Origin of the sequence: Paenarthrobacter sp. NPDC089322 (assembly GCF_040684895.1) — a bacterium.
Lineage (GTDB): Bacteria > Actinomycetota > Actinomycetes > Actinomycetales > Micrococcaceae > Arthrobacter.
Map to the genome: position 1 here is coordinate 97541 of NZ_JBFBGW010000015.1, position 14908 is coordinate 112448.

At 62.2% G+C, this 14908-nt stretch carries 9 protein-coding genes and 1 tRNA gene; 8 read left to right on the plus strand and 2 right to left on the minus strand.

Features of this window, described 5'->3' with window-relative positions; genetic code table 11:
* Positions 1 to 12: 12 nt before the first annotated feature.
* From gltB to pyk, 3 genes are read left to right on the plus strand one after another with little or no spacing between them, the layout of a single operon-like run.
* Positions 13 to 4626, plus strand: a complete 4614-nt coding sequence (gltB, locus tag AB0N65_RS15015; RefSeq protein WP_364163043.1) for a glutamate synthase large subunit — start codon at positions 13 to 15, stop codon at positions 4624 to 4626.
* A complete protein-coding gene (locus AB0N65_RS15020) occupies positions 4619 to 6076 on the plus strand; it encodes a glutamate synthase subunit beta (protein WP_364163046.1) in 1458 nt (485 codons plus the stop codon). Before gltB ends, AB0N65_RS15020 begins: the two co-directional genes overlap by 8 nt.
* A gap of 55 nt (positions 6077 to 6131) precedes the next feature.
* Positions 6132 to 7622 (plus strand): pyruvate kinase, encoded by a 1491-nt coding sequence (gene pyk, locus AB0N65_RS15025; RefSeq protein WP_364163049.1) that lies wholly within the window; start codon positions 6132 to 6134, stop codon positions 7620 to 7622.
* A 203-nt stretch (positions 7623 to 7825) separates the two neighbouring features.
* On the opposite strand, the gene AB0N65_RS15030 is transcribed toward pyk, so the two are convergent.
* Entirely contained in the window at positions 7826 to 8431 is a 606-nt protein-coding gene (locus tag AB0N65_RS15030) for a response regulator (protein ID WP_364163052.1), read from the minus strand.
* Between the two features lie 199 nt (positions 8432 to 8630).
* Between AB0N65_RS15030 and AB0N65_RS15035 the strand changes: the two genes are divergently transcribed.
* A tRNA-Leu gene (locus tag AB0N65_RS15035) sits at positions 8631 to 8712 on the plus strand.
* A 1146-nt stretch (positions 8713 to 9858) separates the two neighbouring features.
* Here the strand turns inward: AB0N65_RS15035 and AB0N65_RS15040 are convergent.
* Complete coding sequence (locus AB0N65_RS15040) at positions 9859 to 10635, minus strand: IclR family transcriptional regulator (protein WP_364163055.1); 777 nt, start codon at positions 10633 to 10635, stop codon at positions 9859 to 9861.
* A gap of 109 nt (positions 10636 to 10744) precedes the next feature.
* On the opposite strand from AB0N65_RS15040, the gene AB0N65_RS15045 reads away from it, so the two are divergent.
* The 4 genes from AB0N65_RS15045 to AB0N65_RS15060 form a co-directional block, all read left to right on the plus strand.
* Positions 10745 to 12286, plus strand: a complete 1542-nt coding sequence (locus tag AB0N65_RS15045) for a pyruvate carboxylase subunit B (RefSeq protein WP_364163058.1) — start codon at positions 10745 to 10747, stop codon at positions 12284 to 12286.
* Entirely contained in the window at positions 12276 to 12791 is a 516-nt protein-coding gene (gene accB / locus AB0N65_RS15050) for an acetyl-CoA carboxylase biotin carboxyl carrier protein (RefSeq protein WP_364163061.1), read from the plus strand. Before AB0N65_RS15045 ends, accB begins: the two co-directional genes overlap by 11 nt.
* The gene (accC, locus tag AB0N65_RS15055) at positions 12784 to 14157 is read left to right on the plus strand and encodes an acetyl-CoA carboxylase biotin carboxylase subunit (protein ID WP_364163064.1); all 1374 of its coding nucleotides are present in this window, start codon (positions 12784 to 12786) and stop codon (positions 14155 to 14157) included. Before accB ends, accC begins: the two co-directional genes overlap by 8 nt.
* 359 nt (positions 14158 to 14516) lie before the next feature.
* A partial coding sequence (locus tag AB0N65_RS15060) for a beta-ketoacyl synthase N-terminal-like domain-containing protein (RefSeq protein WP_364163067.1) occupies positions 14517 to 14908 on the plus strand: 392 nt, incomplete at its 3' end.

Here is a 14908-nt window from a genome sequence, read left to right on the forward strand (position 1 = left end):
AGGACGTCTCCCATGACCCATCTTCATAACCCCGGTTGGTCCGAAAATATCGAACCTCAGGGTGCCATGTCTCCGTTCAAGCGCTTCGCTGCGCTTCCGGAGGCCCAGGGTCTTTACAGCCCTGATAAGGAGAAGGACGCCTGCGGCCTGGCCATCATTGCCACGCTCCGCGGGGAGCCGGGATACGACATCGTGGAAGCGGCACTGACTGCGCTCCGCAATCTCGAACACCGTGGCGCTGTTGGCGCCGACGAAGGTACCGGCGATGGTGCTGGCCTCCTCATGCAGATTCCGGATGAGTTTTTTAGGGCGGTTACGGAATTCGAGTTGCCGGCCCCCGGCCAGTACGTCGTGGGCACCGCGTTCCTGCCTGCGGAATCGCGCGAAGCTGCTACCGCCAAGGCCGGCATCGAGTCGCTCGCGGCCGACGAGGGCCTGACCGTCCTCGGCTGGCGCGAGGTCCCCGTGGTCGCCGACCTTGTGGGTGCCATGGCGCGTGCGTGCATGCCTTACTTCTCCCAGCCGTTCTTTGCTTCGGCTACCGGTGAGCAGCTCGAACGCAACGAGCTTGACTCCCGCGCCTGGCGCATCCGCAAACGTGCCCAGAACAAGTTCGGTGTCTACTTCCCATCGCTGTCCTCGCGCACCATCGTGTACAAGGGCATGCTGACCACGGCCCAGCTGGAGCCGTTCTACCCGGACCTTTCGGACAAGCGTTTCAAGACGAAGCTTGCCATTGTCCACTCGCGCTTCTCCACGAACACGTTCCCGTCGTGGCCTCTGGCGCAGCCTTTCCGCACCATCGCGCACAACGGCGAGATCAACACGGTCAAGGGCAACCGCAACTGGATGCGCGCCCGCCAGTCGCAGCTGGCCAGCCCGCTGCTCGGTGACACTCCGGAAGAGCTGTACCCGATCTGTACCCCGGGTGCCTCCGACTCGGCATCCTTCGACGAGGTCGCTGAACTCCTGTGGCTGTCCGGCCGACCCATCACGCACTCCATCATGATGATGATCCCGGAGGCGTGGGAGAACCACGCCACCATGGATCCGGCACGCCGTGCGTTCTACGAGTACCACTCGCTGCTCATGGAGCCCTGGGATGGTCCTGCGGCCGTGTCCTTCACTGACGGCAACCTGGTTGGCGCCACGCTGGACCGCAATGGTCTGCGCCCGGGCCGCTACTGGATCACCGAAGACGGACTCATCGTCTTCGCCTCCGAAGTTGGCGTCATCGAGGTTGAACCGTCCAACGTGGTCAAGAAAGGCCGTGTGGCCCCCGGCAAGATGTTCCTGGTGGACACCGAGGCCGGCCGCATCATCGACGACGCCGAGGTCAAGGCCGAGGTTGCTGCTGCCAACCCGTGGGCAGAGTGGCTCAAGGACAACCTCATCGACATCAACGAGTTGCCCGAGCGTGAGCACGTGCTGCACACCGCTGCGTCGGTCAACATCCGCCAGCGGACCTTCGGCTACACCACTGAAGAACTGAAGATCCTGCTGGGCCCGATGGCCCGCACCGGTGCAGAACCGCTGGGCGCCATGGGCTCGGACACTCCCGTTGCCGTGCTGTCCAAGCGTCCGCGATTGCTGTTCGACTACTTCGTGCAGTCCTTCGCCCAGGTGACCAACCCGCCGCTGGATGCCATCCGCGAAGAACTGGTCACGTCGCTGAAGTGCGCCATCGGACCCAACGGGAACCTCCTTGATGGCAAGCAGGTCCGCCAGCCGCAAATCTCCCTTCCGTTCCCGGTCATCAACAACGACCAGCTCGCCAAGATCGCGAACATCGAGAGCCCCGACGGCGACCGTATCGCGATGAAGGTCCGTGGCCTTTACCGCCCCGAGGGCGGGGAAGCGGCGCTTCGCGCCCGTCTGACGGAAATCTGCGAGCAGGTTTCCGGTGCCATCAACCGTGGCGTGCAGTACATTGTGCTGTCCGACCGTGACTCGAATGCCCAGTGGGCTCCGATTCCGTCACTCTTGCTGGTCAGCGCCGTGCACCACCACCTGCTGCGGAGCGCCAACCGCACCAAGACCGCGCTCGTGGTCGAAGCCGGTGACGTCCGCGAGACACACCATGTTGCAGTACTGATCGGGTACGGCGCTTCGGCTGTGAATCCGTACCTGGCCATGGAATCGGTGGAGCAGCTGATTGCCAACGGCGACGTCGTGGGCGTTACTCCGGAAGACGGCGTCTACAACCTGATCAAGGGCCTCGGCAAGGGCGTCCTGAAGATCATGTCCAAGATGGGCATCTCCACGGTGGCTTCGTACACCGGCGCCCAGACGTTCGAGGCATTGGGCCTGTCCCAGGAACTCGTGGACGAATTCTTCTCCGGAACCCACTCCCAGCTCGGCGGCGTCGGCCTCGACGTCATTGCAGCCGAAGTTTCCGCACGCCACCAGATGGCCTACCCCGAGGGCGGCATCGAGCACCCGCACCGTCCGCTCCTGGGCGGCGGCGAGTACCAGTGGCGTCGCGACGGCGAACCGCACCTCTTCAACCCGGAGACGGTGTTCCGCCTGCAGCACGCAACGCGCGAACGCCGCTACGACATCTTCAAGTCGTACACCAAGGGCGTGGACGACCAGTCCGAGAACCTGATGACCCTGCGCGGCCTGCTCAAGTTCAAGAGCGGCATGCGTCCCGCGGTTCCCCTTGAGGAAGTGGAACCGGTTTCGAGCATTGTCAAGCGCTTCTCGACCGGTGCCATGAGCTATGGCTCCATCTCCAAGGAAGCCCACGAGACGCTGGCCATCGCCATGAACCGATTGGGCGCCAAGTCCAACACCGGTGAAGGCGGCGAAGACGTTGAGCGCTTGCTGGATCCTGAACGCCGTTCTGCCATCAAGCAGATCGCCTCGGGTCGATTCGGTGTCACCAGCCTGTACTTGACCAACGCGGATGACATCCAGATCAAGATGGCGCAGGGTGCCAAGCCTGGCGAAGGCGGCCAGCTGATGGCGCAGAAGGTCTACCCGTGGGTAGCCCGGACTCGCCACTCGACCCCAGGTGTGGGACTCATCTCCCCGCCCCCGCACCACGACATCTACTCGATCGAGGACCTCGCGCAGCTCATCTACGATGCCAAGCGCGCCAACCCCTCGGCCCGGGTACACGTGAAGCTTGTTTCGGAAGTCGGGATCGGCACCGTGGCGTCCGGCGTGACCAAGGCGAAGGCCGACGTCGTGCTTGTTTCAGGTCACGACGGCGGTACCGGCGCCTCGCCGCTGAACTCGCTCAAGCACGCGGGCGTGCCTTGGGAACTCGGCCTGGCCGAGACCCAGCAGACCCTCATGCTGAACGGTCTCCGCGACCGCGTTGTGGTCCAGGTTGATGGCCAGCTCAAGACCGGCCGCGACGTAGTCATCGCTGCCCTGCTGGGTGGCGAGGAGTACGGTTTCGCCACCGCGCCCCTGGTGGTGGAGGGCTGCATCATGATGCGCGTCTGCCACCTGGACACCTGCCCCGTGGGCGTTGCCACGCAGAACCCCGAGCTTCGTGCACGGTTCACCGGCAAGCCGGAGTTCGTGGTCAACTTCTTCGAGTTCCTCGCCGAAGAAGTTCGGGAGATCCTCGCTGAGCTCGGTTTCCGCAGCCTCGAAGAGGCGATCGGCCACGCTGAAGTCCTGGACACCCGCGATGCGATCGACCACTGGAAGGCCGAAGGCCTGGACCTCGATCCGATCCTGCACGGCCTCGAGTTTGACGATGACGTTCCGCTGCGGAACATGGTGGGGCAGAACCACGAGCTGGATAAGCACTTCGACCAGCGCCTGATCACCATGGCCCAGGAAGCTCTCAGCGACCGCATGCCCGTCAAGATCACCCTGGACGTCATCAACACGGATCGCTCCGTGGGTACGATGCTCGGCCATGTTGTGACCAAGACGTTCGGCACCGACGTCCTGGCGACCGACACGATCGACGTCACGCTCAACGGTACGGCGGGCCAGTCCCTTGGCGCGTTCCTTCCCGCGGGCATCACGCTGCGCTTGTTCGGTGACTCGAACGACTACGTCGGCAAGGGTCTTTCGGGTGGCCGCATCATCGTCCGCCCGGACCGCACCAACGTGTTCCAGGCTGAGCGCAACGTCATCGCGGGCAACGTCATCGGTTACGGTGCCACCAGTGGTGAGATGTTCCTCCGCGGCCAGGTGGGCGAACGCTTCCTGGTCCGCAACTCGGGTGCGACGGCCGTCGTCGAAGGTATTGGCGATCACGGTTGCGAGTACATGACCGGTGGGCAGACGCTCATCATCGGCCGGACCGGCCGCAACTTCGGTGCCGGCATGTCCGGTGGTACGGCTTATGTGCTGGATTTGCAGCATGAGCGTGTCAACAAAGATGCCCTCGATTCCGGTGAACTCCAGCTGCTTGAGCTGGATGCCGAGGATCGGGACATCGTGCACGGCCTGCTCACCAAGCATCTTGAGGAAACCGAATCCGTCCTGGCCGGCCGTCTGCTCGAAAACTTCGACGACACCGCCGCCCGCATCACCAAAGTGCTGCCGCGCGACTATGCCGCAGTCCTGCAAACCCGTCTCGACGCCATTGAAGAGGGCCTTGACCCTGATGGCGAAGAAGTATGGTCTCGAATCCTGGAGGTTACCGGTGGCTGATCCACGCGGATTTCTGAAAGTCCGGCAGCGCGAGACGCAGCCACGCCGTCCCGTTCCGGTCCGCATCATGGACTGGAAGGAAGTGTACGAAGCCCAGGAGAAGGGCGTCCTGAAGAGCCAGGCCGGCCGCTGCATGGACTGCGGGGTTCCGTTCTGCCACCAGGGCTGCCCGCTGGGTAACCTCATTCCCGAGTGGAACGACCTCATGTGGCGGGACAAGGGCGAAGAGGCGATCGAGCGACTCCACGCCACCAACAACTTCCCGGAGTGGACCGGCCGTTTGTGCCCGGCTCCGTGTGAAGCGTCCTGCGTCCTTGGCATCAACCAACCCGCTGTGACCATCAAGCAGGTTGAGGTGTCCATCATTGACGAAGCGTTCGACAACGACTGGGTCCAGCCCCTTCCGCCGACCCGGCTCACCGGCAAGACGGTGGCGGTTGTTGGTTCCGGTCCTGCCGGTTTGGCTGCTGCGCAGCAGTTGACCCGTGTGGGCCACACCGTGGCTGTGTACGAGCGTGACGACAAGATCGGCGGCCTGCTCCGCTACGGCATTCCTGACTTCAAGATGGAGAAGGAGCAGGTTGATCGCCGCCTTGAGCAGATGAAGGCCGAGGGTACGCGCTTCCGGACCGGCGTCGCAGTCGGCACCGACGTGACCTGGGAGCAGTTGCGCCGGCGCTACGACGCCGTTGTCATCGCTACCGGCGCCACGGTCCCGCGCGACCTGCCCATTCCGGGCCGTGACCTCGACGGCGTGCACTTCGCCATGGACTACTTGGTTCCGTCCAACCGCGTTGTGGCGGGGGAGAGCCCCGAAAACCACATCGATGCCCGCGGCAAGCACGTGGTCATCCTCGGTGGTGGCGATACCGGTGCTGACTGCATCGGTACTGCGCACCGCCACCAGGCTGCTTCGGTGACCACTCTGGCGATCGGCAAGCAGCCGCCGCTGGAGCGTGCCGCGCACCAGCCTTGGCCAACGTTCCCCACCCTTTTCGAGGTCGCCAGCGCCCACGAAGAAGGCGGCGAGCGTACCTACCTGGCATCCACCGTTGAGTTCGTCGGCGAGGACGGCAAGCTCACCGGAGTCAAGGTTGCCGAAACGGAGTTTGTCGACGGCAAGCGCCTGCCCAAGGCCGGAACCGAGCGGGTCATTCCCGCGGATCTCGTGTTCCTCAGCCTCGGGTTCACTGGTGCTGAGCCGGCGGGGATCACCGAGCAAGTGAGTGCAGAGTTCGACGGTCGGGGCAACGTTGCCCGCGACGGCTACTACATGACGAACACCGAGGGTGTGTTTGTTGCCGGCGACGCCGGACGTGGCCAGTCCCTGATTGTGTGGGCCATTGCGGAAGGCCGTGCGTGCGCGGCAGCAGTGGATAAGTTCCTGATGGGAAGCACCATCCTCCCGGCACCGGTCGCCCCCACCGACCGGGCAATCGCGGTCTTATAGCGTCGGCAGGAACTTTCTTTAACTCAATCAGCAGCACACTACTTAGGGTAGGTATATGAGACGCGCGAAAATTGTGGCAACTTTCGGTCCGGCTATCTCCAGCTTCGACAACACCCTCGCGGTGCTGGAGGCCGGCGTCGACGTTGCTCGCATGAACATGAGCCACGGCGACTACTCCGTGCATGACAACACCTATGAGAATGTCCGCAAGGCGTCGGCGCAGCTGCGTAAGCCCGTGGCGATCATGGCCGACCTCCAGGGTCCGAAGATCCGCCTTGGCCGTTTTGTCGACGGCCCGCACGAACTGGCTGTTGGCGATACGTTCACCATCACCACCGAAGACGTTCCGGGCACCAAGGACATCTGCTCCACCACCCTGAAGAGCCTTACCGAAGACGTGCGTGTGGGCGATGCCCTCCTGATCGATGACGGCAAGGTTGCCCTCCGCGCCATTGAGGTGGACGACGTGAAGGTCGTAGCCACCGTGACCGTTGGCGGCAAAGTCTCCAACAACAAGGGCATCAACCTTCCCGGTGTTGCCGTCAACGTCCCCGCGCTGAGCGAAAAGGACGAGGACGACCTCCGTTGGGCGCTCAAGCGTGGCGTGGATCTGGTTGCGCTTTCGTTCGTCCGTGACGCCGCAGACATCAAGCGTGTGCACGAGATCATGGACGAAGAAGGCCGCCGCGTTCCGGTGATCGCCAAGATCGAGAAGCCGCAGGCCGTGGACCAGCTCCACGAGATCATCGATGCGTTCGACGCCATCATGGTTGCCCGTGGTGACCTCGGCGTGGAGCTTCCCCTCGAAGAGGTGCCGATCGTCCAGAAGCGCGCCATCGAGCTGGCCCGCCGCTGGGCCAAGCCGGTCATCGTGGCCACCCAGGTGCTCGAGTCCATGATCGACAACCCGCGCCCGACGCGTGCCGAGGCTTCCGACTGCGCCAACGCAGTCCTCGACGGCGCCGATGCAGTCATGCTGTCCGGTGAAACGTCCGTGGGACAGTACCCCATCGAAACCGTGAAGACCATGGCCCGGATCATCGAATCCACCGAAGAGCACGGCCTGGAGCGCGTACCCCCGCTGGGCACCAAGCCCCGCACTCGCGGTGGCGCCATTACGCGTGCCGCCGTCGAAATCGCGGACCAGTTGGACGCCAAGTACATCTGTGCGTTCACCCAGTCAGGTGACTCGGCCCGCCGCCTTTCGCGCCTGCGCCCGGTCAAGCCGGTCTTCGCGTTCACTCCGGTGGAGCACGTCTGGAACCAGCTGGCTTTGACCTGGGGCATCCGTCCCGTGTTGGTCTCCACCGTGGGCCACACCGACGAAATGACCGCCCAGGTGGACAAGAGCCTGCTGGACATGAAGATCGTGGAAGAAGGTGACCTTGTGGTCATCGCCGCCGGTTCCCCTCCCGGGCAGGCCGGTTCCACGAACTCCCTGAAGGTCCACAAAGTAGGCGACCTCGCCGACACGTCCAAGGTAGACGCGTCGCGCAAGGAGCCGGTGGGTCCGTGGCCTGAAAAGAAGAGCAAGACCAAGGCCTGATTCTTGGCTTGTGCATGAGTGAAGCGGGTCCCGCCGGATGGCGGGGCCCGCTTTTGCTTTTGGGTTTGTTGGGTGAGTACGACGGCGGTCGCGAGCCCTTCGGTGCCCAAGGTGCGTTGCCGCCGTCGTGCTGTCCTATTTGTCCCGACGACAAAGGGCGGCGGCTTCCCGACGGGAAGCCGCCGCCCTTTGTGCGTTGGTGCTTAGTTGACCTGGTTGATGATGGTCTCGGCGACCTCGCGCATGCTGAGGCGGCGGTCCATGGAGGTCTTTTGGATCCAGCGGAAAGCCTCCGGCTCCGTGAGGCCCATCTTGGTGGTCAGGAGGCTCTTGGCGCGCTCCACAAGCTTACGGGTGGCGAACTGCTCCTGGAGGTCGGAAACCTCGTTCTCGAGGGCCTTGATTTCCTCATGGCGGGAGAGGGCGATCTCGATGGCGGGGATAAGGTCGGCAGGCGTGAAAGGCTTCACGACGTATGCCATGGCGCCGGCGTCGCGTGCGCGCTCCACAAGCTCCTTCTGGCTGAACGCAGTCAACAGCACGACAGGGGCGATACGTGCCTTGACGATCTTCTCAGCGGCGGAGATGCCGTCCATCACGGGCATCTTCACGTCCATGAGGACGAGGTCCGGCTTGAGCTCTTCAGCCAACTCAACGGCTTTCTCGCCATTGTCTGCCTCGCCGACGACGTCGAACCCCTCGCCCTTCAGGATCTCGATAATGTCCAGTCGGATGAGGGTCTCATCCTCGGCTACGACAACGCGTCGGGCCGGCTGGGCTGCGGGTGCGGACTCCGTCTGTTCGGTCACGGGATCTCCTTGAAAAGGTTCGGCGGGTTCATGTCCATCTTAGTGGGGACCGCTGCGGGGCTTGATTTTGTTGCGCCCGCGCGTCCGGTTCTTCAAAACAGCCTATCTGCATGTAGAGTAGTTTCGCGTGCTGGGAACGGATCGCGTTGCTCACAGAAAAGTGGGCGGTCAACGAAAATTAACTTCCCGGTAACTCCGCGCCCGAGTGGCGGAATTGGCAGACGCGCCGCACTCAAAATGCGGTATCGAAAGGTGTGTGGGTTCGAGTCCCACCTCGGGCACGGCATAACCCCTCGTCAGAGGGGTTTTTGCTTTAACGTGTGTACATTCTGGTTGGCCAGGTCCCTCTGACACTGGCCGCGGGGTGTGCCTGGCGAAAGCTTTGTCAGGCCAAAGGTGGCGTGGACAGTGTCCACACTTAAATCTTCTTTATTATGACTGCTTGCGGCCACTGGCTCTCACCTCCTTGAGCCTACATCCACCTCATGCAAGTGAGTGGTCATAACGACATTTCCCCAGCCACGCCTCCCCACCCCAGGAACGAGCAAGAACAAAGCACTTTGACGCAGGGTCTCGAAGTCATGTTGTGCTCAGTCCCCCTATCCATGAAAAGGTGTCGGCCAATCACGGCCTACCGGACGAACCAAGAGAGGATCGCATAAAGCCCAGTTCAGAGCACGCGGAGGGTCCGCAACCCACGACCCTGACCCGTTCCGCCACAACCAAACAGGCGACCCGCGGCGCGACATGACGCCGGTTTTGAAGCGCACTGCAGGTACGGGGCCACGATGTGAGGGTTCAATTGCTGAGTCGACCGAGTACTTTCGGGCTGGTTTTACCCGTTTGCTCGATGCGGCACTACGACTCCATAGTGAGTGGTCGAGGTGCGGGCTGGTAGTCGTTGGCCGCGCTCCGGATGTTTGATGGATCGCGCTTGACGGATGAGTGTGTGGAGGCTGCCTGTCTGCCGATAAGGGGCCCATATGTCGCACTCAAAGTCTTCCCCCGCAACTGTCAGGTTGAGCTTTGTGACTTCCAAAGCATGATGTCAGAAAAGAGCAACGGGAGTTCTGTTCTGACGCTCTCTGTGCTTCGCCCTGACGTCAGGCTGAGGTGTACCCTGACTGAACAGCGAGCGAGGGTACACCCGAGCCGCACGGCTACGAACAAATCACCTGTGACAGAGACCGGATTCCGACGCACCACATCACCGAAACTCTGAACTAGAGGGTGAACATCGGGGCGCCATGGTACCATTCCTCATCCTCCCCGTCCTCACAGGATTCGGCGGAGTCCCTGCTGGAGTAATGATGATTTGGCTCATCGTGCAAGCGGGATATCCGGTCTCCCGCGGCACATCCCGGGCAGGCTCAGCCGAGGCGAATCGGTTACAGGTCTGAGGGCGTCGGGCTGCCGAGGCCTAATGCCTACTGTTCCGCGAACGTGACTGCTGACAGGAGAGCTTCGACCAGCGCGGGCTCGGTTCGCTCGTAGCGGCTGGACGGAACTGTTACTGCAAACGCAGCGACGACACGTCCGTCGCGGCGGATCGGGGCACTCAAGGACCGAACGTCGTCCCGGTATTCGCCGCGGTCGTAGAGGATGCCGGTGTGCCGTATCTCTGCCATTTGGGCTTCGAGGCCGGCTCGGTCACTTACGGTCATCGGCGTGAATCGGGTGTATTCGTGGTTGTCCAGAATGGACGAGCGCTGTTCTTCGTCGGCGAAGGCGAGGAGTACCTTGGCGCTTGCCCGGGCGTGGACATCCCCGGTGAATCCTACTTCGAGGCCCGCGACCCGCACGGCCTGTGATCCTTCGACCATGGCGAGGATGCGGATCTCCCCACGGAACCAGCCGGTGAGATACGCCGTTTCGCGGGTGGTTTCCGCCAGTTGCCTGAGGGCTTGCCTGTGTTTGGCGTCGACGCGTACGCGCAGGCCAGGCGAGTTGGCGATGTCGAGGGCGCTGAAGCCGAGAGTGTAAAGCTTGCCCGACTCCTTGCTCAGCAGTTTTTCTTCCTCGAGTGTCGCGAGCAAGTGGTAGGCCGTGGGCATGGAGAGACCAATGATCGACGCGACCTCGGTCGCGGTAAGTCCATGCTGCGACCGCGCGACCGCGAGCAGAATGCGTGAAGCCCGCGCGACGGATTGGATAACCTGGCGTTGTTTTGCGGGTTCCACTTCGCCTATCGACGCTGCATTCATTGCTTCATCCGTTCTGATTGCCCGAAAACACTTGACTTTGCGTGGGGTGCCCGCTCATAGTATGGCAGATTCTGAAACTTACTTTCACTATCTTGACACAAGGAGAGCGATGTCGACCAGTACACCACCGTCGATTGCGTCGGTAATGAGTCTTGGAGGGCGGCCGGTGGGAAGTCGGCGAGAGATCAAGATCATCGATACGACGCTGCGCGACGCGCACCAGTCCCTATGGGCGACGAGGATGCGGACCGAGCACATCATTTCGATGGCTAAGGACTTCGACGAGGCGGGCTTCGACCAGGTGGACCTCGTCGCGCCGATCCAGTTCGACGTCGCGGTCCGCTATCTGAAGGAGGACCCGTGGGAGCGGGTCAGGCTTGCCCACCAGCACGCCCCAAACACAACGTTCCGGGCACTGATCCGTTCCAAGAACATTGCAGCGTTCGACTTCCTCGCCGATGATGTGATCACGGCGTGGGTGGAGCGGCTATACGCACATGGTTTCCGTGTCATCGGTTCGTTTGACGGGCTCAATGACATAGACAACATTGCCCCCGGCCTGCTCCGGGCCAAAGAACTGGGAGCATCGACCTTCGGAGCAGTGTCGTTCTCCGAGAGCCCTGTACATACGGACGAGCTCTTCGTTAAAAAGGCGATCGAACTGATCGAGAAGGCGGATGTCGACGCCATCATGCTCAAGGATGCCGCCGGCCTGCTGACGCCGGACCGCATCCGCACGCTCGTTCCTGCGCTCAAGAGCGTCATGGGCGACCGGTCGCTGGAGGTGCATACCCATTCTCTGACAGGACTGGCCCCCCTGGTTTGCCTGGAGGCGGTGGAGCTGGGCGCGGACGCATTGCACACCTCTATCGCGCCGCTTTCAGCAGGCAACGGGCAGCCGTCGACGCAGAGCGTTGTGCGTGACCTGCGGGCACTCGGGTACGTGGTCAACGTAGACGATGAGCGGATCGACGCGATCAGTTCAAGAATTGTTGACATCGCCGAGGCGGAGGGTAAGCCGGTCGGTGTGCCGATTGAGTACAACGGACTGCATTACATGCATCAGACCCCGGGCGGGATGCTGTCGAACTTCCGGTCGCAGCTGGAGACGGCAGGTCTGGCCGATCGATACGACGAGTTGCTGCTCGAGGTGGCGCGGGTGCGAGGGGAGTTGGCGTACCCGATCATGATCACACCGTTTGCGCAGTTCGTGGGAACACAGGCGGTGATGAACGTGATCTCGGGTGAGCGGTACTCGGTAGTTCCGAACGAGATCAAGAAATACGCCCTGGGCTACTACGGAACACTTCCTGCCCCCATCGATCCCGAAGTGCTCAAGAAAGTCATTGCCAACGGGGCATCGGACATCCCGTTGGAGCCGCCGGCCATTGAGCCGATGCTGCCCGCATTGCGGGATCGGCATCCGGATGAATCCATCGATTTCCTGCTCCTGCGCGCGATGTTCGCGGGGAGCCAGGTCGATGAGATGAAACGAGTTGTGGCATCCGGGGGAAACCCAGACGAGCTTTACCAGCCCATCCTGAGCCTGGTCAAGGGGCTCTACGACTCAATCGAATCCGGCACTCAGTCGCTGACTGCCGGGAACCTAAACATACGACTGGAAAAAGGAATTGGTGAAGATGTCGCTTAACCCGCTCGATATGAAAGAACTTCGGGACATCGTCGACTGGGCGAACCTGACACCGGACGTGCGCCAGCTCTCGATCAAACACGGCGACGTGGAGCTTTTCCTCTCCCGCGATCGGCAGTCGTCAAACGACCGTCCGACCGCCCCGCAGGCTGTGACAACCGCGCCGGAAACGACCTCCGCTCCCGCACCAGCACCCTCAGCAACGCCTGTGGTTGGCCGCGTAGCGACTGAACCGGGGTCCGGTGACGAACTTGGGGCCAACGAAGTACTGATCAAGGCCCCCATGGTTGGAGTCTTTTACGCGTCACCCAAGCCAGGGGAGCCCGCCTTTGTCAAGGTGGGGGACACTGTGAGCGCCTCGACGGTGCTGGGCATAGTCGAGGTGATGAAGCTGATGAACAACATCGAGGCGCGCGTTGAAGGCAGCGTGACGAAGATCCTGGTCAACAATGAGCAGGCTGTCGAGTACGGTCAGCCGCTGATGGTGATCACCCGCAATGCCTGAACCGTTGAGGAGCGTCCTGATCGCCAACCGCGGTGAGATCGCGTTGCGCGTCGTCCGGGCCTGCAGGGAACTTGGTATTCGAAGCATCGTTGCCTATTCCGAGGCAGACGCCGGCTCGCTGTCGGTGAAGCTGGCAGACCAGGCAGTGTGCATCGGACCCGCGCAAGCCAAGTCAAGCTATCGCAACATGCACGCTGTCATCTCAGCGGCGCAGGCCTACGGTGCTGATGCCATCCATCCCGGATACGGATTCCTGTCTGAGAACGCTGACTTCGTTGCACTCTGCGAATCGGAAAACGTCGGGTTCGTGGGGCCCGCAGCGGACATTATCCGTCGCATGGGCGACAAGATCGAAGCCAAGAAGATCGCCCGCCGGGCCGGGGTACCGACAGTTCCCGGTTCGGTCGGCGCGATCGCTGAGTACAACGAAGCCCTTGCCGTCGCCAGCGATGTCGGCTATCCGCTCCTGATAAAGGCCGCGGCCGGCGGCGGCGGGCGCGGCATGCGGGTCGTCGAGGCTGCCGAGACGCTCGAGAACGATCTGCGCGAGATCATGTCGGAAGCCGAGGTCGCGTTCGGGGACGCCTCAGTGTACATCGAGCGGTACCTGACAGACATCCGCCACATCGAAATCCAGGTCATCTCCGATGGCACCACCGTTCTACATCTCGGCGAACGCGACTGCACGGCACAACGGCGCAATCAAAAGCTCATTGAAGAATCACCCTCGCCGGTCTTGAACGCGGAGCTCAGGCAAGGTCTAGCAGATGCCGCAGTCGCCCTGTGCAGGGAAGTGGGGTACACGAACGCCGGGACAGTAGAGTTCGTCTTCGACAACATCGAGCGCAAGTACTACTTCATCGAGATGAACACACGTATCCAGGTAGAGCATCCCGTTTCGGAAATGGTTTCCGGGATCGACCTCATCAAACTTCAGTTGCAGATCGCCGGTGGCATCCCACTGGATCTGAGGCAGGACGACATCGTCATTACCGGCCACGCCATAGAATGCCGCATCAACGCCGAGGACCCGGATAACAACTTCGCACCGCGACCAGGGACCGTCGCGAACTTCCGTGCACCCGGCGGCTTCGGGATTCGCATGGACACCCATATCGAGACGGGCTACACCATCCCACCGTTCTATGACTCAATGATCGGCAAGCTCATCTGCTGGGGTAAAGACCGCGACGAAGCTATCGCACGGACCATACGAGCCCTCGACGAACTCGTTGCCGACGGCATCACCACCACAGCGCCCTTCCACAAGCAGATCCTCGAGACCGAGAAGTTCCGAAGCGGAGACTTCAACACCGCTTTCGTCGCCGAACTCCTATCTTCAACACACGCAACCGCAGGAGCATAGGAACATTCTGTGTGCCTCAAGCTCGCAGCCCATCGCCGGACCCGGCCGACCCTGTTCGCACGCCTGGCCACGGGAGTGGACTTAGGTCCAGCAACCAGTGCGTGCCAGGACCCAGCAGCGGGTCCAGGGCTGCAGCCGGGACATCGTCCTGACTGTGCCAAGCGGACGTGGACCTACAACGAAGCGCTGGTCGCAGGTGGGACGAGGAGCAGGCACATCACCGGATGGGCACGGGCACTGGGAGCTGGCCACGTGCCCGTTCGTCCGGTCCTCAGAAATAGCCTCTACTGCGGCGTCCCTTGCGCCGACACCGCCTTCACGACCGCACAGCAGGTCTTTCGAGATACGGATACAACCTTATGAATCAGGCTTTTGTGTACGACGCCGTGCGCACGCCCTTTGGCAAGTTCGGCTCCGGGCTTGCTGCTGTCCGTCCCGATGATTTGGCTGCGCATGTGGTCCGCGAGTCCGTCAAGCGTGCTCCGGGGCTTGATGTTGAGCGGATCGACGAGGTGGTGTTCGGCAACGCGAACGGCGCGGGCGAGGAAAACCGCAACGTTGCCCGGATGGCTACGCTGCTGGCCGGCTTGCCGGTCTCGATTCCGGGCACGACCGTGAACCGTTTGTGTGGCTCGTCGTTGGATGCGGCGATCATTGCTTCGCGGCAGATCAACGCCGGTGACGCTGACGTGGTGCTCGTGGGCGGTGCGGAGTCGATGTCCCGTGCGCCGTGGGTATTGCCGAAGACGTC

Coding starts and splice junctions, on each gene's coding strand:
- accC (WP_364163064.1), top strand. CDS start 12,784: ATGCCTGAACCGTTGAGGAGCGTCCTGATCGCCAACCGCGGTGAGATC.
- gltB (WP_364163043.1), top strand. CDS start 13: ATGACCCATCTTCATAACCCCGGTTGGTCCGAAAATATCGAACCTCAG.
- AB0N65_RS15040 (WP_364163055.1), bottom strand. CDS start 10,635: ATGAATGCAGCGTCGATAGGCGAAGTGGAACCCGCAAAACAACGCCAG.
- AB0N65_RS15045 (WP_364163058.1), top strand. CDS start 10,745: ATGTCGACCAGTACACCACCGTCGATTGCGTCGGTAATGAGTCTTGGA.
- pyk (WP_364163049.1), top strand. CDS start 6,132: ATGAGACGCGCGAAAATTGTGGCAACTTTCGGTCCGGCTATCTCCAGC.
- accB (WP_364163061.1), top strand. CDS start 12,276: ATGTCGCTTAACCCGCTCGATATGAAAGAACTTCGGGACATCGTCGAC.